At 37.0% G+C, this 19,694-nt stretch carries 13 protein-coding genes; 1 reads left to right on the top strand and 12 read right to left on the bottom strand.

Features of this window, described 5'->3' with window-relative positions; all coding sequences use genetic code 11:
- Positions 1-39: 39 nt before the first annotated feature.
- Both pfkA and dnaE read right to left on the bottom strand, forming a co-directional pair.
- Positions 40-1,002, bottom strand: a complete 963-nt coding sequence (pfkA, locus tag ABF682_RS04655; protein ID WP_289977034.1) for a 6-phosphofructokinase — start codon at positions 1,000-1,002, stop codon at positions 40-42.
- Between the two features lie 118 nt (positions 1,003-1,120).
- On the bottom strand, positions 1,121-4,468 hold the full coding sequence (gene dnaE, locus ABF682_RS04660) for a DNA polymerase III subunit alpha (RefSeq protein ID WP_415619139.1): 3,348 nt from the start codon (positions 4,466-4,468) through the stop codon (positions 1,121-1,123).
- 133 nt (positions 4,469-4,601) lie between these two features.
- Here dnaE and ABF682_RS04665 point away from each other — a divergent pair, with 133 nt between their 5' ends.
- Positions 4,602-4,781: a YjzD family protein gene (locus ABF682_RS04665; protein WP_289977037.1), complete on the top strand. Its 180-nt coding sequence runs from the start codon at positions 4,602-4,604 to the stop codon at positions 4,779-4,781.
- A 106-nt stretch (positions 4,782-4,887) separates the two neighbouring features.
- Here ABF682_RS04665 and clpB read toward each other — a convergent pair whose 3' ends face one another.
- From clpB to glyS, 10 genes are all read right to left on the bottom strand, one after another.
- Positions 4,888-7,485, bottom strand: a complete 2,598-nt coding sequence (clpB, locus tag ABF682_RS04670; RefSeq protein WP_415619140.1) for an ATP-dependent chaperone ClpB — start codon at positions 7,483-7,485, stop codon at positions 4,888-4,890.
- Between the two features lie 134 nt (positions 7,486-7,619).
- Positions 7,620-8,867 carry a peptidase T gene (gene pepT, locus ABF682_RS04675; RefSeq protein ID WP_289977040.1) on the bottom strand — a complete coding sequence of 416 codons (1,248 nt, stop codon included), beginning with the start codon at positions 8,865-8,867 and terminating at the stop codon, positions 7,620-7,622.
- Between the two features lie 15 nt (positions 8,868-8,882).
- A complete protein-coding gene (locus tag ABF682_RS04680) occupies positions 8,883-9,998 on the bottom strand; it encodes a Nif3-like dinuclear metal center hexameric protein (protein ID WP_415619141.1) in 1,116 nt (371 codons plus the stop codon).
- On the bottom strand, positions 9,991-10,689 hold the full coding sequence (locus ABF682_RS04685; protein WP_289977046.1) for a tRNA (adenine(22)-N(1))-methyltransferase: 699 nt from the start codon (positions 10,687-10,689) through the stop codon (positions 9,991-9,993). The genes ABF682_RS04680 and ABF682_RS04685 overlap by 8 nt, the downstream gene beginning before the upstream one ends.
- A gap of 218 nt (positions 10,690-10,907) precedes the next feature.
- Complete coding sequence (locus tag ABF682_RS04690; protein WP_415619142.1) at positions 10,908-11,678, bottom strand: nucleoside phosphorylase; 771 nt, start codon at positions 11,676-11,678, stop codon at positions 10,908-10,910.
- Between the two features lie 79 nt (positions 11,679-11,757).
- Positions 11,758-12,903 (bottom strand): trans-sulfuration enzyme family protein, encoded by a 1,146-nt coding sequence (locus tag ABF682_RS04695; protein ID WP_289977050.1) that lies wholly within the window; start codon positions 12,901-12,903, stop codon positions 11,758-11,760.
- Between the two features lie 15 nt (positions 12,904-12,918).
- A complete protein-coding gene (locus tag ABF682_RS04700; protein ID WP_415619143.1) occupies positions 12,919-13,836 on the bottom strand; it encodes a PLP-dependent cysteine synthase family protein in 918 nt (305 codons plus the stop codon).
- A 449-nt stretch (positions 13,837-14,285) separates the two neighbouring features.
- Positions 14,286-15,398: an RNA polymerase sigma factor RpoD gene (rpoD, locus tag ABF682_RS04705; protein ID WP_289977699.1), complete on the bottom strand. Its 1,113-nt coding sequence runs from the start codon at positions 15,396-15,398 to the stop codon at positions 14,286-14,288.
- 23 nt (positions 15,399-15,421) lie between these two features.
- Entirely contained in the window at positions 15,422-17,269 is a 1,848-nt protein-coding gene (dnaG, locus tag ABF682_RS04710) for a DNA primase (protein WP_415619144.1), read from the bottom strand.
- A gap of 345 nt (positions 17,270-17,614) precedes the next feature.
- Complete coding sequence (glyS, locus tag ABF682_RS04715) at positions 17,615-19,693, bottom strand: glycine--tRNA ligase subunit beta (RefSeq protein ID WP_415619145.1); 2,079 nt, start codon at positions 19,691-19,693, stop codon at positions 17,615-17,617.
- Position 19,694 lies beyond the last annotated feature (1 nt).

Genomic DNA, 19,694 nt, shown 5'->3' on the forward strand with positions numbered 1-19,694 from the left:
ACGACTTTAATGTCAATTCTTTACAAAGTTATTAGTGCATTAAAAACGAAGACGATCATTTAAATCAAGTAATGATACGTCAGTGATATGCTTATGGTTCTCTAAAGTATCGATGATATCAGTTGCAACCAATTTGTTGTCTCTAATACCAATTGCTAAGCCGCCTTTTCCTTCAAGCAGCAGGCGAATAGCATAATCACCAAACATACTTGCAAGAACACGATCTTTTGCGGTTGGACGTCCACCACGCTGAATATGACCCAAAGTAATTGCACGGCTGTCAAAATTGCCATATTGGTCAAGTTGTTTCTTAAAATCTGCCGCAGACATAACACCTTCAGCTAAAACTATCAACCCATGATCTTTGCCATTTTCATAATTGCGTTTAAGATGTTCAGCAATTTTCTTAACATCATGGTCACGCTCCGGAACAACGATTGCATCTGCATCGGCAGCAATTCCTGCCCACAGTGCGATATCTCCGGCTCCGCGTCCCATAACTTCGACAACAAAAGTTCTCTGATGAGAAGTAGCTGTATCGTTAATTCTGTCAAGTGCATCAAGTGCAACATTAACCGCCGTATCAAAGCCAACAGTAAAATCAGTCCCTGGTATATCGTTGTCAATAGTTCCTGGTACTCCGATTGAATTGAAGCCATGCTGTGTAAGGCGTTCAGCACCATGGTAAGAACCGTCTCCACCAATTACAACTAAAGCATCAATTCCAAACTTCTTAAGCTGCTCAATTCCCTTAAGCTGAGTCTTTTCTTCTGCAAACTCAGGAAAACGAGCCGAGTACAAAATCGTACCACCACGGTCAATGACTCCATCCATATCCTTTGAATCTAATTGACGGATATTTCCAGCAACCAATCCCGCAAAACCATAATTAATACCATAAGCTTCCAAGCCTGCTGAAATGGCCGAACGAGTAATCGAACGGATTGCAGCGTTCATTCCAGAAGCATCTCCACCACTTGTTAAAATACCTATGCGTTTCATTTTTTTCACCTCAAGTAAATATAATGGAACAACACATTCTCCAAGGGTTATAGTATCACTTTTAGAAGAGAATGTCTTGTAAAATTATAAATTAAATTCAATTTATCACATGATATTTTCATTTGCTTTCATTTTGAAAGACGACATTGCTTCTACCAATCAAATTTACCAGCTGATCTTCCAGTTCTTGCGACCTGTTTACCCAGTATTTTTCATCTAAAACCCATTTCACAGCTCGTTTTTCTTCATACAAAACAACTGGGACTGAGCCTGTGTGTAACTGTAATATTTTTAAAAGCTGCTTGTTTATAACGTCTGAATCATTTGCGGCCAGCCTTAAAAATAATCTTCTTTTCATTTCTGTTTTCAGTTTTTCCGCTGCAACCATCGTTGAAACAATAATCTGTATTTTTTGATTACGTTTTTCACTCTTTCCAGCAACAAGATAAACCTGATTTGTCTGCAAATCATTACTAATCTTTTCAAAAATGTTTGGAAAAAGGGTTAACTCGATTTCACCAGTCTGATCCTCGACCGTCAAAAAAGCCATTTGCTCGCCATTTTTTGTTCGGATTATTTTTATCTTCTTAATTAAACACAAAATTTTCTGTTGCTGATTTTCGTGGATATTTGTGATTGTCTCCACATTATGCAGCTGTGCAATTTCTGTAAATTGTTCCACCGGATGAGCCGAAAGAAAAATTCCAAGATATTTTTGTTCTCCAGCTAGAATCTCTGCTAAAGGAAGTTCATCATATTCTTCTTGTTTTGGTGCAAGCAGTGATAACAATTCGCTGCTTGCACCACTTAGCTCCACATTGCTCATCTTTTTACTAAGATTACCCAACAACGTTGCTCGATTAACAGAAAATACATCAAAAGTACCAGAATATATCAAGGCTTTCAGCGGTTCTTCTTTCAAGTACTTGTGATTAATTCTTCTTATGAAATCGTCAAATGAACTATAATGACCTGCGCTTTTGCGTTCCTCAATGATTTCCTTAATAAAGTCTCTACGCAGAGTCTTAATATTACCTAAACCGATAATCAAGTTCTTTCTTCCAGAGAATGTATAATAATTGCTTCTATTTATATCTGGCGTTTCAATCTGCAATTGATGCTGTTTTGCTTCAATTATAAAGTCTCTTGTCTTGACCCCATCACCGATAACGGAATTCAGAACTGCTGCAAAAAAGGGGGCCGCATAATGAACTTTTAAAAATGCAAGCTGAAATGCTATTTTAGAGTAGGCAACAGCATGTGAACGGTTAAAGCCATAATTAGCAAAGCGTTCAATGTAATCATAGACTTGTTCTGCATTTTTTGAAGAATACCCCAGTTTTGTGGCACCATTAACAAATTTCGATTTCAGTTCTTCAATCACACTAGCCTTCTTCTTGCTCATTGCTCTTCGCAATATATCAGCCTGACCTAAAGTAAAGCCACCCATTATGGAAGCAGCCTGCATAACTTGCTCTTGATAAACTAATATTCCATACGTATTCTTCAAAATTGGAATCAAGGAATTATTTGGATAAATAATCTTTTCTTTGCCATGCTTACGTGCTATAAAATGTGTAATATTTTCCATAGGACCAGGCCTGAACAATGCATTTACAGCGGCAATGTCTTCAAAAGTGGTTGGATAAAGATTCCGTAAAACATTGCGAATACCGGATGATTCAAACTGAAATACTCCACTAGTATCAGCTTTTTGAAATAGTTCCAGTGTTTTTTCATCATTTAGCGAAATCTTATTAATATCAATAGCCTGACCAAAGCTTCTCTTCACTGCCGACAATGTATTATTTAAAATCGTCAGGTTTCTTAATCCTAGAAAATCAATTTTAAGCAGTCCCACACGCTCAACATCGTCCTTGGTATACTGTGTCAGCAAAACATCATCATTACCCATTTGCAATGGCACAACTTTTCTCAGATCCGTATCACTCAAGATCACTCCGGCAGCATGGACAGAATAATGTCTTGGTAAACCTTCTAGTAATGATGCAGTTTTAAATAAAAGATGATTACGTTCACTTTTATTAATTAAATCATATAACTGAGAAGATTTCTTTGCTGCTTCCGGCAACGTAATCCCAATTTGGCTAGGAATTACACGACTCCAATTGTTACTTTCTAATTGCGAGAAACCCATGACTCGTGCAGCATCACGCAAAGCTTGTTTTGCTCCAAATGTCCCGAAAGTAATTATTTGTGCCACATGGTTTTCACCATATTTTCTATTAACATATTCAATGATTTCTTGTCTCCGGTTATCTGGAATATCCAAGTCAATATCAGGCATTTGCGCCCGTTCTTCATTCAAAAAGCGCTCAAAAAGTAGATTATATTTGATTGGATCAACATCTGTAATCCCTAAAAGATATGAAACCAGCGAACCTGCAGCAGAACCTCGACCTGGACCAACAAGTATTCCATGCTCATGAGCATAGTTTGTAACATCCCAAACAATCAAGAAATAGTCAGCAAATCCCATCTTCTTAATAATATTTAGTTCCTTATTCATTCTCTGTAGATATTTTTCATTCACATCATTTGTTCGTTCATGCAACTTTATTTGCATTCCATTGTTGCATAATTTTTTCAAGTAACTATTGGCATTAATATTTTGTGGCGTCTCAAATTTAGGAAGCATTACTCTCCTTGGCACAAAATCAAATGTAGCTCGTTTAATTAACGAAAGCATATTTTTAAATGGCTCGACTCGCTTTTTTTCCATATAATTCCGTTTAATATCATTTAGTGGTTTTAGCCATGAATTCCCATCAAAATCATTTGCATGCTGCAATTCTTTGCTATCTAGCTGTTTACCCTGCTTAATTGCGTCCATAACCTTACAAACAAACAACCCGTTCTTTTCCAAATATTTGACCGATTCAACAGCAACAGCTTTAACATTCAGTTCATTTGCATATTGCAATACTTTGCCATACAAAGCGTCAGACGTTTCTATACTTATTCCTATATATAGGTTTTCTTTTGCTAAATTTACCATCTGCTGCAAATTTTTTTTTGCAAGTTCATCCTTACCATTTAATAAATTGTTGGTAAGAAAACTGTTAGCGGGTGGAATTATTATAATTATATCTGTAAAAAGAGCAGGATTTTCACTGATTATGAATTCTGTAGAATTTTTTGCGAGTAATAATTGTTTTTGAGTCGAAATTTGAATCAAATTATGATAGCCATTTTCATTTTTTGCAATTAAAATCAATGTCTCTTTTTTTTCAGTGGATATCTCTAATGTCATCCCTATAAGTGGTTTGATTCCCTCAGCCTGACATGTGTCATAAAATGAAATAGCTCCGTACATAACATTAATATCAGTTAAGGCTAGTGCCGTATAACCCTTTGATTTAGCATTTATGACAATATCTTTTATTCGAATTGAACTTTGCAACAAACTATAACTGCTAATCACTTGAAGTGCTGCACCACTCATATATCACTCAACCCCTTATCATCTTGTCTAATATTATAACAATACTCTTTTAAAAAAACATCTTCGACTTTTTTAGGGTGTCAAATTGCAAAAATTGTGCTAAACTACACTTATATTGTGAGGTGTTGATTAGATGACTAAACAGTTAACAATTTTGTTTTGGGGCTTCATCTATGGTGAAGTCATTGGATATATCAGTGCTGCACTTTCAGGTGGCACATTTTCACCACTATTTAGCGGACTCTTTGCAATGGTAGTTGGAATAGTCATGGTAAATGGACTAAACTATTTTGTAAAGTCTCCAACCAAATAAACAAAAGAAACAATAAAGGAACCTGATCAAAGTATAACTTTTGATCTGATTCCTTTATTGTTTTTATGCAGATCATGTAGAGCACAATATTTCTTTAAGGTTGCTTTTATTCTGTAATTCCAGCTGACTCAAAAATCAAATTATGTTCTGCACCTAATGTAATTGTAACTAGCGAGTGTGGCATAATTTTGCCAGCAATTATCTCTTTAGCAAGTGGTGTTTCTACATTATTTGTGATAAACCTTTGCAGTGGTCTTGCTCCATAGGCAGGATCATAGCCTTCTTTTGTAATCCACTGCTTAGCTTCATCACTAATTTTAAGCTCGATTTCTTGCTCACTAAGTCGATTTGATAACAAGTCAATGAACTTAGCCACAATTTCTTCAATCGCTTCAAAACTCAACGGTGCGAACATTATAACATCATCAATTCTATTCAAAAACTCAGGTTTAAAGTGCTGCTGTGCCAATTTCATTACCAATTGTTTTGTTTCAGCTGTGATTTTACCATCACCTGCATTATCCAGCAAAATATCCGACCCTAGATTTGAAGTCATGATTATAATAGTATTCTTAAAATCAACAGTTCTTCCCTGACCATCCGTCAAGCGTCCATCATCAAATACCTGCAATAAAATATTGAATACATCTGGATGTGCTTTTTCAACCTCATCCAATAAAATAATTGTATACGGATTTCTTCTGACAGCCTCGGTTAATTGCCCACCTTCCTCGTAGCCGATGTATCCAGGGGCAGCACCAATTAACCGCGATACTGACTGTTTTTCCATATATTCACTCATGTCAATTCTAACCATGTGTTTCTCAGAATCGAATAAATTTTCTGCCAGTGCTTTAGCAAGTTCTGTCTTCCCAACACCCGTTGGCCCTAGAAACATGAAGGTTCCAAGTGGCTGATCAGGATCTTGCAAACCAGCACGAGCGCGGATAACCGCATTAGCAACTGCATCCACGGCTTCATCTTGCCCAATTACACGTTTATGCAAAACCGTTGGTAAATTCAAGAGTTTTTCCCTCTCTCCTTGAACTAACTTTGCAACAGGAATACCTGTGGTTCTGCTGACAACTTGTGCAATTTCATTTTCAGTTACTGATTCTTCAACTAACCAATTATCAGGTCGTTCAACTTGTTCTAAGTCTTTCAACTCTTTTTCAATTTGTGGAATTGTTGCATGCTGCAACTTAGCTGCTAATTCTAGATCATAATTATTTTCAGCCTCTTCAAGCTCATGCTTTGCTTTGTCTAATTTGGCCTTTTTGCTGCTAACTTTTTGGATGTCTTCTTTCTCATTTTCCCAGCGCATTTTTAAAGTATTGGCTTTTTCACGTGTTTCCGCTAATTCGCTTTGTAATTCTGTCAGTCTTTTTTGAGATGCCACATCTGATTCCTTCTTTAATGCAGCCTCCTCAACTTCCTGTCGCATCAATTGATGTGTGACCTGATCAAGTTCAGTTGGCATTGAATTCATCTCAACTCTAATAGTTGCACATGCTTCATCCACCAAATCAATCGCCTTATCTGGTAAATAACGATCTGTTACATAACGATTTGATAATGTGGCAGCTGCCACGAGTGCATTATCATGAATTCTAACACCATGATGAATCTCAAAACGTTCACGTAATCCACGTAGAATTGAAATCGTATCTTCGACCGATGGTTCTTGCACTAAAACTTTTTGGAATCGCCGTTCAAGCGCCTTATCCTTTTCCATATATTCACGATATTCATCTAAGGTCGTTGCTCCAATCAAGTGCAGTTCACCCCGTGCAAGCATCGGTTTCAACAAGTTACCAGCATCCATACTTCCCTCAGTCTTACCTGCTCCAACAATATTGTGAATCTCATCAATAAAGAGAATAATCTGACCTTCACTTTTAGTGACTTCCTTTAGCACTGCCTTAAGCCGTTCTTCAAATTCACCACGATATTTTGCACCCGCAATTAATGACCCCATATCTAAGGAAAAAATCTTCTTATCTTTTAAATTTTCTGGAATATCCTTGCGTACAATTCTTTGTGCTAAGCCTTCAATAATTGCCGTCTTCCCAACACCAGGTTCACCAATTAATACAGGATTATTTTTTGTCTTACGTGATAAAATCCTGACAACATCCCTAATCTCTTCGTCACGCCCAATAACAGGATCTTGTTTCCCACTTCTAACTTGTTTTACAAGGTCAATCCCATATTTTTCCAGTGCCTTATAATTTTCTTCTTGATTCTTTGATGTCACTTTTTCTCCTCCCCGCAAGTCATCGACCACTTCTTTTAATTTTTTCTCCGTCAATCCTTGCCTTTCAAGATATACCTTTAATGGATGACTTTTAAGCTTCATGAGCGCTAAAATCACTGTGTCCAAAGCAATATATTCGTCACCCTGTTTTTTTCTTAATTGTTCCGCTTCCTGCAATAATCTTGCTAGATTCTGACTAAAATTTTGGCCATATGAAACTTGACCTTCAACAACTGAGACTCTATCCAGCTCCAAATCAATCTCTTTTTCTAGCAAACTCACGTCAAGTCCAGACCGCTGAAAAAGATCAGCTCCAAATTCACCCGGTTGGATAATTACTTTGAAAAGTTCTGGAATATCAATTTCTTGATGATGTCTAGTCATAGCTACTTGTTGTGCCTCAGCAACTGCTGACTGGACAGCACTTGTTAACCGATCTTCTGGCATAAATTTCACTCCATTTCATTTTTTTATTCACAATAACGCCGATTGAATAAATACTCCAATCGGCGTTTGTTTTTTGGGGTGTCATTGTACAACACGCCTTTATTCTATTATTATAATACGAACATAGGTTTGTGTTAACTGTTTTGCTCATTAGTTAATTTAATAATTTCGAGAAGGACATCAGTTGCTTTTTCCATGACTTGTACTGAAACATATTCGAAGCGTGAATGCATATTTTCGCCACCCGCAAATAAATTAGGCGTTGGCAACCCCATAAATGAAATCTTAGAACCATCAGTTCCGCCACGCACAGGATAAATTACAGGTGTGATGCCTAGGTTATTCATAGCCACTCTTGCTAGCCCAACAACATTCATATCTTTTTCAATTACTTCACGCATATTATAATATTGATCTTTTAGGTCTAAAATAAGTCTTGGTTCAGCAAATTGTGCGTTCATTTTGTCCACTATTTCTTTGAATAGTTCTTTCCTAGCCTCAAATTTTGAACGGTCATGATCTCTTATAATATATGACATCTGTGCTTCATCAACTGTTCCATCTAACTGTAGTAGGTGGAAGAATCCTTGCCGTCCTTCAGTTTTTTCAGGAACTTCATCTTGAGGCAATTGATTTTGAAAGTCAATTGCAAGTTGCAAGGCATTAATCATTACATTTTTAGCTGTCGCTGGATGAACATTTTTACCAATAATCTTTATTTTTGCTCCAGCTGCATTAAATGTTTCATATTCAAGCTCGCCTAATGGACCACCATCAACTGTATAAGCAATATCGGCACCAAATCCTGCAACATCAAAATGATCAGCTCCTGTTCCAATTTCTTCGTCAGGTCCTATGCCAACTTCAATCTCGCCATGCTTGATTTCTGGATGTTTGGCTAGATATTCAACTGCCGTAATAATTTCTGCAACACCCGACTTATCATCAGCACCTAACAATGTACTTCCATCGGTTGTAATTAAGTCATGACCTTTATATTTTTTCAAATTTGGGAAATCCTTAGGATCAAGTGTTAGTGTGCCAGTCTCATCTAATTTGATTACGGATTCACCATCATAGTCTTTTTGAAGTTGTGGAGAAACATTTTTTGCATTGAAGTCTGCAGTATCCATATGTGCAATAAATCCAAGCTTTTTTACATTTTTATTATCCGTATTAGCAGGTAGTGTTGCAAAAACATAGCCATCTCTAGCAGAAATTCTAACATTCTCCAAACCAATCTTCTTTAACTCTTCTGCAATATTCCTTGCAAATTCTACCTGTGTCGCTGTTGATGGAATCGTCGTTGAATTCTCATCAGATCGAGTTTCTTTTTTTACATATTCTATAAATCTTGGAACCAATTTTTCATACTTTGCCATTAATAATTTCTCCTTTTATATAAACATGAATGGATCCGTATTTATCGCAGATTGTACTATTTTAATTTGCCATCCATATTCATTATTCCATTGCGCAAACAAATTTTGCAAATGCGGTTTGCAGATTTGCTCAATATGGTGTCCGGGGTCGATTGCTGTTAACCCACTTACAATTATATCATGTCCTGTATGATAAGAAATATCACCAGTTATATAAACATCGGCTTTTTTTCGCAAGGCATCTGTGTAGAACTGACCACCGCTTCCACCAAGAATTGCAACTCTTTTGACTTTTTGTGTTGTATCTGCCGTCACGACTCGTAAATGCAAAACATCAAATTTTGTCTTGCAATATTCTGCAAATGCACTGATTGTCATTGAACTTTTTAAATCACCGATCCTGCCCATTCCATACTTAGTTCCGTTTCCTTGAACTGCAAATAAGTCAAATACAGGCTCCTCATAGGGATGCACCACTCTCATCACTTTCAATATTTTAGAACAAATTCTCTTAGGAAAGACAACTTCAATTTTGTCCTCAGCAACTTCTGTTGGTTCTAATAAATTACCAATCGTCGAATTGGATGCAGCTTGTGGTGTAAATCTTCCTGTTCCGCTAATCGTATATGAACAGTCTTGATACTCGCCAATCGTGCCAGCACCAGCATCTGTTAACGCATTTCTGACAGTTTCCGCAGATTTCTTGGGTACAAAAACTGCCAGCTTAAATAGGCTGTCCTCATGTTGCGATAAAAGAATTTCAGTATCTTGCAAGTCAAGTAAGCTAGCAAGCCAATCATTCATCCCACCATTTGCATTATCAAGATTAGTATGTGCAGCATAAACTGTAATATTATGTTTAATTAATTCTGCGTACATTTTATTTTGTGGATTAGTCAAGTCAAATTTCTTTATTGGTCGAAAAAGAGCTGGATGATGAGCAAAAATGAAATCAACATTATTTTTAACTGCTTCAGTAACGACTTCTGGGCGCACATCCAGTGTCACCATTAATTTATGAACACTCTGCTGCATACTACCTATTTGAAGCCCCACTGGATCTCCTTCTTCTGCCCAGCTTTGCGGTGCAAATTGTTCAAAACGTGCAACTATTTCACTGACACTAGTCATCTAATATCCCTTCTATTCGTCTAATTTTAGCTAGCATTTTTTGTTCCTGTTCGCTTGGAAACTCTTTTGCTTTTTTCATTTCTTCGAGAACATACTTGATTTTTTTCAGTTCTTCTTGCCATTTTGTAATAAAAGCTGTATTTTTTTGTTGCCTTAAGAAGGGACCAAATTCCAAATCCTCTGTTGTTAATTCAAATGATTCTTCATCATATTGAGCAGTAATTATCTCATAGATATGCTGATCTTCTGCTAAAATCTCTTCCGCAATAATCCTATAATTATTAATTAAAAGCCAATTGCGAACTTGTTTTTCACCAACATTTGGCTGTAGAATCAGTAATGGATGAGTGGTCAATTTTAACTTGCCCTTTTCAAGAATCTCGCTAATCAAGGGTCCACCCATTCCACAGATTGTGATCACATCAATACTATCTTCATTATTAATAACTGCTAATCCATCAGCATGACGAGCCTTAATTAAATTAGTTAATCCTTCTTTTTTAATTTCATTAACAGCATTTTGATATGGTCCTTCAACCACTTCGCCGGCAATCCCAAAAGCAAGTTGGTTATTCAATCCTAGGTATGCTGGCAAGTAAGCATGGTCAGATCCAATGTCAGCCAGTCTTGCATTCTTAGGAACATACGAAGCAACTCGCAAAAGCCGCTGTGATAAATGTCTTGCATCCATTAAAAACACTCCTTCTTATAACTAAAGTATAGCGAAGATTTGGCAATAAAAAAAGATGAAAGAAAAGGATATTTTATGCAAAAAAAAAAGACTGACTTAAGAAATTGTCTCGTCGCAGTCTTTACAATGAATTAATTCAAAAATTAAGTTCTAGCCTATTCTCTTTGTTTATTCCATATATCGAAATTTTACTAACTTCCTTTTTGTAAATACACTAATTATTTCAGCCTATTTCCAATCTCAAGTGCCAACTCAAAAAAGTCATAAACTGATGGGGTCCGTGCACGTTCATCGCTTCTTCTATCCCAAGCACCCGTTTCAATGTTCAAATGATCTGCTGTGTAAAAAAACTGATAAACGTTTTTGTGCCGATAATGCGCCCAAGCAGCAACAGCCGAAGCTTCCATATCAACAACTGAGCAGCCCATCGCAATTCTTTCTTTTGCTTTTTCTGGTGTTTCACGGAAGAAAGCATCTGTCGTCCATGTTTTAGCAGTCGTATAGCTAACATTCAATTCATCAAGAATTTTTATCAATTTCGCGACTGAGTTTGGATTCATCTGTATTTCATCACTCGCAGGTACATAGTGAAAGCTAGTTCCTTCATCCCTGATTGCACTAGTTGGAATAATTAGTTGATGTGCGCCAATATTTTTGTCCAAAACGCCACATGTTCCAAACAAAATCACATTTTCGATTCCACCAGACATCAATTCTTCCAATCTGCCAATTAAAGCTGGCGCACCCAAGTCAGCACCTGCAATGGTAAACTTTTGCATGCCAAACTCATAACTTCCAATTACTGCATCTTGGACAATACTATGTTGAATACCTATCTTTTGATAGTTTGAATCTTGAAATATCCGTTGATTTATATTCTTATCAAATGGCATTATTAATGTTTTGGGCAAAAACTCTACTGTTTTTTCTAAATCACTTTCCCAAGGAGTAATTATTCCTTCATTAGCATCAAATTGTTCCAATAACATGGGTAATTCCTCCACAACCAAATTAATTATTTAGTTGATACTAACATAGATCATTACTCCTAACAATATCAAAAATTGTTTATTTTGTCGCAGCATCCAAACCTTGTTTTAGATCCACTAACAAATCTTCAGCTTGTTCGATACCTACGGATAAACGAATCAACTCATTTGAAATTCCATTTTCCAGCCGAATTTTCTCTGGAATGGAACCATGAGTCATTATTGCTGGGACCTCGACCAAACTTTCAACTGAACCAAGACTCTCAGCAAGTGTGATTAATTGCAGTGATTCAATAAATTTCTTGACCGAAAGTCCTTTTTTTAGTTCAAAAGAAAGCATCCCGCCAAATCCCTTCATTTGGTTCTTGACTACTGCAAAATCTGCAGAGGTTTTATCACCTGGATAATAAATTCTGGCAACACGCTGATCTTCTTTTAAAAATTGATAAATTGCTTCAGTATTGCGCTGATGAGCGTCCATTCTAACTGCTAATGTCTTAATCCCACGCTGCAATAACCAGCTATCCTGCGGTCCTAAAATTCCACCAATTGCATTTTGCAAGTAACCTACCTGCTCTGCTAGATCCTGACTATTGACCACCACTAAACCAGCAACCAAATCACTATGTCCACCTAAATATTTTGATGCACTATGGACAACAATATCTGCTCCCAAATCTAATGGACGTTGAATATAAGGTGTTGCAAATGTATTATCGACAATTGTTAGTAAATCATTTTTCTTTACTAGCTGCGAGACCTTCTTAATATCAGTAATCCGCATCAAAGGATTGGTTGGCGTTTCAAGATAAATTGCCTTTGTATTCTCTTTAATTGCTGCTTTAACCTCTGCAATATTGCGTGTATCGACCGTTGTAAATGTTAAACCAAGTCTTGTCAAAACTGTATTAATTAATCTGAAGGTCCCACCATAAACATCATTACCTACAATAATATGATCCCCTGCTGAGAAAAGTGTAAATATTGTGTGAATTGCAGCCGATCCAGATGCAAAAGCAAAACCCGCAGTTCCATTTTCTAGATCACGAATTAAGTTTTCTACGGCTTTCCTAGTAGGATTACCTGTTCGCGAATATTCATATTCAGGTGTTCCTCCGAGTTCTTTTTGTGCATACGTTGATGTCTGATAAATGGGCACTGTAACTGCACCAGTTGACTTGTCTTGACTGATTCCACCATGAATTAGTTTTGTATTGAATTGCATTTTTATTAACTCCTTTTAATCATATATTTTTTGACTTAAATAGCGTTCACTACTATCTGGAAAAACTGTCACAATGTTACTGCCAGTGGGCAATTTTTCAGCTAACTTCAGACTGGCGGCCAATGCAGCACCGCTTGAGCTTCCAGCAAAAATACCATAATCTTTTGCAAGTTTTTTGACTAATCCGAATGCTTCTTGATCACTAATTGTATAAATATAATCAAGATTCTCCTTTTCAAGAAAAGGTGGAATAAATTCAACTCCAATTCCCTCTGTCCGGTGACTATGTTTTGGACCACCGTTTAAAATCGATCCTTCAGGTTCGACAATTGCTGTTTTGATATTTTTATCTTGCTCCTTAAAATATTTTGCCATTCCAACAAAAGTTCCACCACTACCAGCACCAGCTACAAAAGCACTAATCTGCAAGTTATTATCCTTCATTTCAGTATAAATTTCTGGGGCAATACTGTGATAATAAGCATCAGGATTATCCAAGTTTTCAAATTGCATGGGTACATAACTATTAGTACTGCTTGCCTCAAGATCCCTCGCTTTTTTGATTGCACCTACAATGCCATCTTCACTAGGTGTATGTACAATCTTTGCTCCAAGCGCCTGCATCAGCGTCTGCTTTTCTTGACTGAATTTCTCTGGAACAACCAATATGGTCTTCATTCCATAATACGACGCTGCCATTGCAACCCCAATACCAGTATTACCAGCAGTTGGTTCGATTACAGTCATTCCCTTTTTGAGTTTATTTTCCTTGATTGCTTGCTCAATCATATAAAAACCAAGTCGATCTTTGATGCTTCCTCCTGGATTACTTGACTCGATTTTTGCAAAAATATGGGAGCCATTGGCAACGTCAACGCTAAGTTCCAGCAGCGGTGTATTTCCAACTAATTCTTCAACAGTATGATAGATCATCGTAAGTCCTCCTTATTTTTAGAAAAGAAAAAGGGGCTGGGTCAAAATTTAACTTTTGATTCAGTTTCTCTATTTATTCCGTATAAACGTGTTTCATAAGTCAAAATTCTCCGTCTAACTTCGAATTACTCATAGTAAAGTGCTTGCTATGTTCGTAATTTCGAGTTAGTACTCAAATTTTCCCGACTTATGGCACACTCCCAAAAGAAAAAGGCACGAATCTATTAAGATTCGCGCCCTAGCCTGGAAAGCTCTTCAAATGGAATTTTTCTTAACTCAACCTACAAAAAGATTCCAACTCAAAGCAGCCATTTCATCCACACTAACACGCGGAATGAGACAGCAACATGCATTATTCGTCTTTTTAAAGTTAAATACAACCATTTGTTAAACCCCTTCTCCTGATAAGTTGAATATTAAACCATCTATTTCCAAAAAGCAAGTAAATTTTATTCTAAAAAGTCTTTTAATTGCTTTGAACGTGAGGGATGTCGTAATTTGCGCAATGCCTTTGCCTCAATCTGACGAATACGTTCGCGCGTAACACCAAAGACCTTACCTACTTCCTCAAGTGTACGTGTCCGACCATCATCTAAACCAAAACGAAGACGCAAGACATTCTCCTCACGATCAGTCAATGTATCAAGCACACTCTCAAGCTGCTCCTTCAATAACTCATATGCAGCATGATCAGCAGGGCTGGTAGCGTCACGATCTTCAATAAAGTCGCCTAAGTGTGAATCATCCTCCTCACCAATTGGAGTCTCCAAAGATACTGGTTCTTGCGCAATTTTTAAGATTTCACGAACCTTGTCTGTCGGCATATCCATTTCAGCACCAATTTCTTCTGGCACTGGTTCACGCCCAAGGTCTTGCAGCATTTGTCTTTGAATTCTGATTAATTTATTGATTGTTTCAACCATATGGACAGGAATACGAATTGTACGAGCCTGATCTGCAATTGCACGTGTGATTGCTTGCCTAATCCACCATGTCGCATAGGTAGAAAACTTGAATCCCTTGCGGTAATCAAATTTTTCAACGGCTTTCATTAGTCCCATATTGCCTTCTTGAATAAGGTCAAGGAAAGACATTCCACGACCAACATAACGCTTGGCAATTGAAACAACTAGGCGTAAATTAGCCTCGGCTAACCGCTGCTTTGATTCTTCATTGCCTTCCTCAATCTTCAATGCTAAGGCAACCTCTTCATCAGCTGTCAACAAGTTCACGCGTCCAATTTCCTTAAGATACATCCTGACTGGATCGTTAATCTTGACCCCCGCAGGTGCCGACACATTCTTATCTTTTGCTGCCTTTTCAGCAACACCTGAAGCAGCCTTTAAACTATGTTCACTTGGTTCACCTTTTTCATCAACAACTGAAATACCAGAGTCTTCAAGCTTCTGAATCAATTCATCCATCTGACCAGAATTCAAGCTAAAAGGAGTAACCAGTTTTTCACTCAAATCATCATAGTTAATTTCTTTTGATGCTTTATATTCTTTAATTAACTCATTCAAGGCTTTAATATATGCTGCACTTTCAGTTCCATTATTCATATTCTCTGCCATGTTGGGCCTCCTTATAATGATGCCGATTTATTCATTTGCTGCTGTTGAAGTACTGCTACCAACTTTATTGTCAAGCTAGTAACAAGTTCACTGTTATTAACTCTTTTTGCATCTGCTAATTTTTGCTTCAATTCCGTGATTACCTGTTCAAGTGGTGACTGCCTGCTTATCACATCAATGCAATCTTCAAATTCTTCATCACTTGACTCCAAAGCATAATTATCCAATTCAAGACTTACAATAAGTTGCCTAGTACGCTCATTGTCCAAAAAATCTAAAAATCGGGCAGTTTCGTACTCGGCATATACATTAAAATATCCTTCTGAAATAATATAAATTAACTGATAATCATCATGAACAAATGAAAAGTCTGCATAATTTTTCATTCTGATTCGTGTATTCTGTTCATGCAATATCCGATATAATAATAAACGCTCTGCACGCTCAACCCTTGAATATTTTTGTGAATCAGCAGCATTTAGATTACCAGGATATCTTAGATTATTATCTTTAGCTGCTTTAAGTTGTATTTGAGGCTTGAGCTTCCCAATAAACTCACGCAATTGAAGTTTCAAACTCTCTTTTTCGAGTGAGAATCGAGTTGCTAGCTGATTAAGATATAAATCCTGCTCAACTGGTGATTCAATAACTGCCAATTTCTGCATTATATTTGCAATATAAGCAAGTTGATCACTCTCATTTGCCAAGTTTCGATCCTTTTGATAATAGTGCATATAAAAAGCAATCTTCGTCTCATGCGCATCGGATATAAGTCGCTCAAATCCAGCTTCTCCATATTTTTGTACATATTCATCAGGATCTAGCTTCTCCGGAATTCCGATTACTCCCAATTTTAATTTGGTTACAGGTTCAAGTAATTCTAATGCCCGTGCAATTGCGTTTTGTCCAGGGTCATCACCATCATAGCACAAAAATAATTCATTGGTGGATCTTTCAAGCAGGTAAATTTGTTCATTAGTTAAGCTTGTTCCCATGGAAGCAATTCCATTTCTTACACCTGAACGATAAGCTGCTAGAACATCCATGAACCCTTCAAATAAAATAGCAAATTTTTTTTGCCTGATTTCACTTTTAGCCTTGTCAAAATTAAAAAGAACCTTCCGTTTATTAAAAATTTCTGTTTCCGGACTATTCAAATACTTAGGCTGTTTGTCAACTTTATGCAATAATCGGCCAGAAAAGGCAATAGTAGAGCCTTGATCATCCCTGATTGGAAATAAAACACGATTACGAAAGCGATCGTTCATGGTTCCATCGCCATATTCCACAAATAATCCAGACTTTCTCAGTAATTCAATATCAACCTTTCGTTCTTTGAAGAAAGCTTCAAGTATTGCTTTTTCAGGTGCATATCCTAAATTAAATTCACCAATGAGATCATCATTTAGACCACGCTCGTGTAAATAACCAAGGGCTTCTTCACCGATTTGAGTGTTAATTAAGATGTGATGATAAAGCTGAGCCGCATCTGTATGAATTTGCTTTAACCTGCGCACGTTAGAAAATTCTTCATCTGAAGCATCGAAGTCTTGCATAATTTCCCCATCAATTTCAACATTACCTAATTCAGCAACTTTAAGAACTGCCTCGGGAAAACTAATATTTTCAATCTCCATAATAAATTTAAAAACATTCCCACCTCTATGACATGAAAAACAGTGAAAAATCTGCTTTTCTTCTGTCACTGAAAAAGACGGTGTTTTTTCTTCGTGAAAAGGACATAGGCCAAATAAATTCCTGCCCGACTTACTTAGCTGAACATATTGCCCAACAATATCAACAATATTAACATTATTCCTGACATTCTCAATCACTTGTTCAGGTATTCGTTGGCTCACAAAATCACCTCGCTTCACTCTCATAGTATAAAAAACAGACTTAAAGAAATAACAGGGAGTGTGTCATAAGTCGGGAAAATTGAGTACTAACTCGAAATTACGAACATAGCAAGCACTTTACTATGAGTAATTCGAAGTTAGACGGAGAATTTTGACTTATGAAACACGTTTATACGGAATAAATAGAGAAACTGAATCAAAAGTTAAATTTTGACCCAGCCCCCTGTTTTTTCAATAAAACACTCTAAAAACAATCATTTCTAATTATACAATAATACGAATAAAAATCAAAGAATAAAGAAAATGCAACTAAAAGTCTAAGACACAGCCGTGAATAGACCATCCTTATTTAACATTTAATTTTGTTAAATCTCCTAATTTATAGGCAAATGCAGCATATAAGCTTAACTGCTGCAATCGATTATTACGGACGTTCATATCTTTTACCATCACCATTGTCTCATCAAAATAATTATTAATAACAACGCGCATTTTTCGTAATGTCTGGAATACTTCTTCAACATTATCGAAATTTTCCTTTTCAACTTCAGTTACTTTATCTGAAAAGATTTTTTCGGCATCATTCTCAAATAATTCAGGTTTAAGCAGAATATCTGCCGGCAATTCTGCTTTTTTAGCAAGCCGCATGACACGTGTAGTTGCCTCAACTGTCTCCTTGAAATCCTCATCGACACTATGAACTTTAAGAACCTTAGCTGCCGCAATCATTTCTTTAAACCCATTAATCGTTTCAGCTGTCACGGTCTCAATTACATCGAAATTATAATGCTCTGCCTCAAGAATCTTCTTGATTCGTTCAACAATAAAACTCGTAACTTCTGTTGCTGTGTTATCAGCAGGAATAATTTTTTGATATAATTTCGGATTTGCTGCCGCATTTTTTGATACAGCACCAAATAACTGAACTGCAGACAATGACCAATCTTGATCCATCACTATCCGCGCTATCCCAGCAGCCTGTCGCCGGAGTGCATAAGGATCGTTTGATCCAGTTGGAATCATTCCTGCTGCAAAGAATGCTGCTATACTATCGAGCTTGTCGGCAACCGCCAACAAGGCTCCTACAGCTGTTTGTGGAAGCTTGCCTTCAGCAGAAATCGGCATGTAATGCTCTCTGATTGCTGTCGCCACTTCCGGTTTCTCACCCATCAACAGCGCATACTTTTCCCCCATTACACCTTGTAGTTCTGAAAACTCACCGACCATTCCCGTTACAAGATCAAACTTATAGATTTGAGCAGCACGCTTCAAATCAGATTTACTTTCTTCATCAAAACCTAAGTAATCTGCAAGAATAGCACTAAGCAGTTGAACACGCTCCATTTTTTCAAAAGTTGTTCCGATTTTGTCATGGAACATTACCTTCTTTAGACGTTCAACATAAGCTGCAATCGAATTTTTTTGATCTTCATGAAAGAAGAAAGCTGCGTCTTCAAGTCGTGCGGTCAAGACCTTCTCATTTCCTGCAATTACGGTATCAATATTATCCGATACACCATTTCTAACAGAAACAAAATTAGGCAATAACCTGCCAGCTTCATCTTGAACATAGAAGAAGCGCTGATGATCTTTCATCGAGGTAATCAGAACTTCATCAGGAATTTCTAAGTACTTTTGCTCGAACTCACCCGCAAAAACCGTTGGATATTCAACCAGGTTATTAACTTCTTCAAGCAAATCATCATCAACAATAATTCGCCAGTCATTCTTGGTTGCTAGATTCTTAATCTGTTCGACAATAAGGTTCTTCCTTGCCTGACTGTCAGCAATCACATATTCAGAGATGAGTACTTCAGGATATTCAGCCGCATTCTTAATCGTAACTGCTTTACCTAAAAAACGATGACCTTGCGTAATATTGCCAGATCTCACATCCAAAATATTAAATGGCACAACTTCATCATCTAATAAAGCAATAATCCATTTTAATGGACGTACAAACTTAAAATCGTTGCTCCCCCACCGCATCATTGTGGGAAATATCATTGCTGTAATCACTGTTTTAATATCACTAAGAATTTCAAATGCTTTTTTGCCAGCGATAAACTTATTTACATAGGCGTATTCAACACCCTTTAATTCCTTAAAGAAAATATCATCGGGTGTCATTCCTTGCCCACGTGAAAAACCAATTGCCGCTTTAGACCAGTTGCCCTCAGCATCCTGTGCAATTTTTCTAGCAGGTCCCTTGGCTTCTTCTTCAATGTCCGCTTGCTGGTCAGCTAAGTTTAAAACTTTAATTGCCAGGCGACGTGGTGTTGAGAACGTTTCAATACTCTCAAAAGACAAACGTTGCTCTTTCAGAAATGAACTGACACGCTCTGTAAATTGCTGCGCACTTGGAGTTACAACATGTGCTGGAATTTCTTCCAAACCAATTTCCACTAAGAATGTATGAGTCATC

Source organism: Liquorilactobacillus sp., from assembly GCF_047719775.1.
Lineage (GTDB): Bacteria > Bacillota > Bacilli > Lactobacillales > Lactobacillaceae > Liquorilactobacillus.

Coding starts and splice junctions, on each gene's coding strand:
- pfkA (WP_289977034.1), bottom strand. CDS start 1,002: ATGAAACGCATAGGTATTTTAACAAGTGGTGGAGATGCTTCTGGAATG.
- dnaE (WP_415619139.1), bottom strand. CDS start 4,468: ATGAGTGGTGCAGCACTTCAAGTGATTAGCAGTTATAGTTTGTTGCAA.
- ABF682_RS04665 (WP_289977037.1), top strand. CDS start 4,602: ATGACTAAACAGTTAACAATTTTGTTTTGGGGCTTCATCTATGGTGAA.
- clpB (WP_415619140.1), bottom strand. CDS start 7,485: ATGCCAGAAGATCGGTTAACAAGTGCTGTCCAGTCAGCAGTTGCTGAG.
- pepT (WP_289977040.1), bottom strand. CDS start 8,867: ATGGCAAAGTATGAAAAATTGGTTCCAAGATTTATAGAATATGTAAAA.
- ABF682_RS04680 (WP_415619141.1), bottom strand. CDS start 9,998: ATGACTAGTGTCAGTGAAATAGTTGCACGTTTTGAACAATTTGCACCG.
- ABF682_RS04685 (WP_289977046.1), bottom strand. CDS start 10,689: ATGGATGCAAGACATTTATCACAGCGGCTTTTGCGAGTTGCTTCGTAT.
- ABF682_RS04690 (WP_415619142.1), bottom strand. CDS start 11,678: ATGTTATTGGAACAATTTGATGCTAATGAAGGAATAATTACTCCTTGG.
- ABF682_RS04695 (WP_289977050.1), bottom strand. CDS start 12,903: ATGCAATTCAATACAAAACTAATTCATGGTGGAATCAGTCAAGACAAG.
- ABF682_RS04700 (WP_415619143.1), bottom strand. CDS start 13,836: ATGATCTATCATACTGTTGAAGAATTAGTTGGAAATACACCGCTGCTG.
- rpoD (WP_289977699.1), bottom strand. CDS start 15,398: ATGAATAATGGAACTGAAAGTGCAGCATATATTAAAGCCTTGAATGAG.
- glyS (WP_415619145.1), bottom strand. CDS start 19,693: ATGACTCATACATTCTTAGTGGAAATTGGTTTGGAAGAAATTCCAGCA.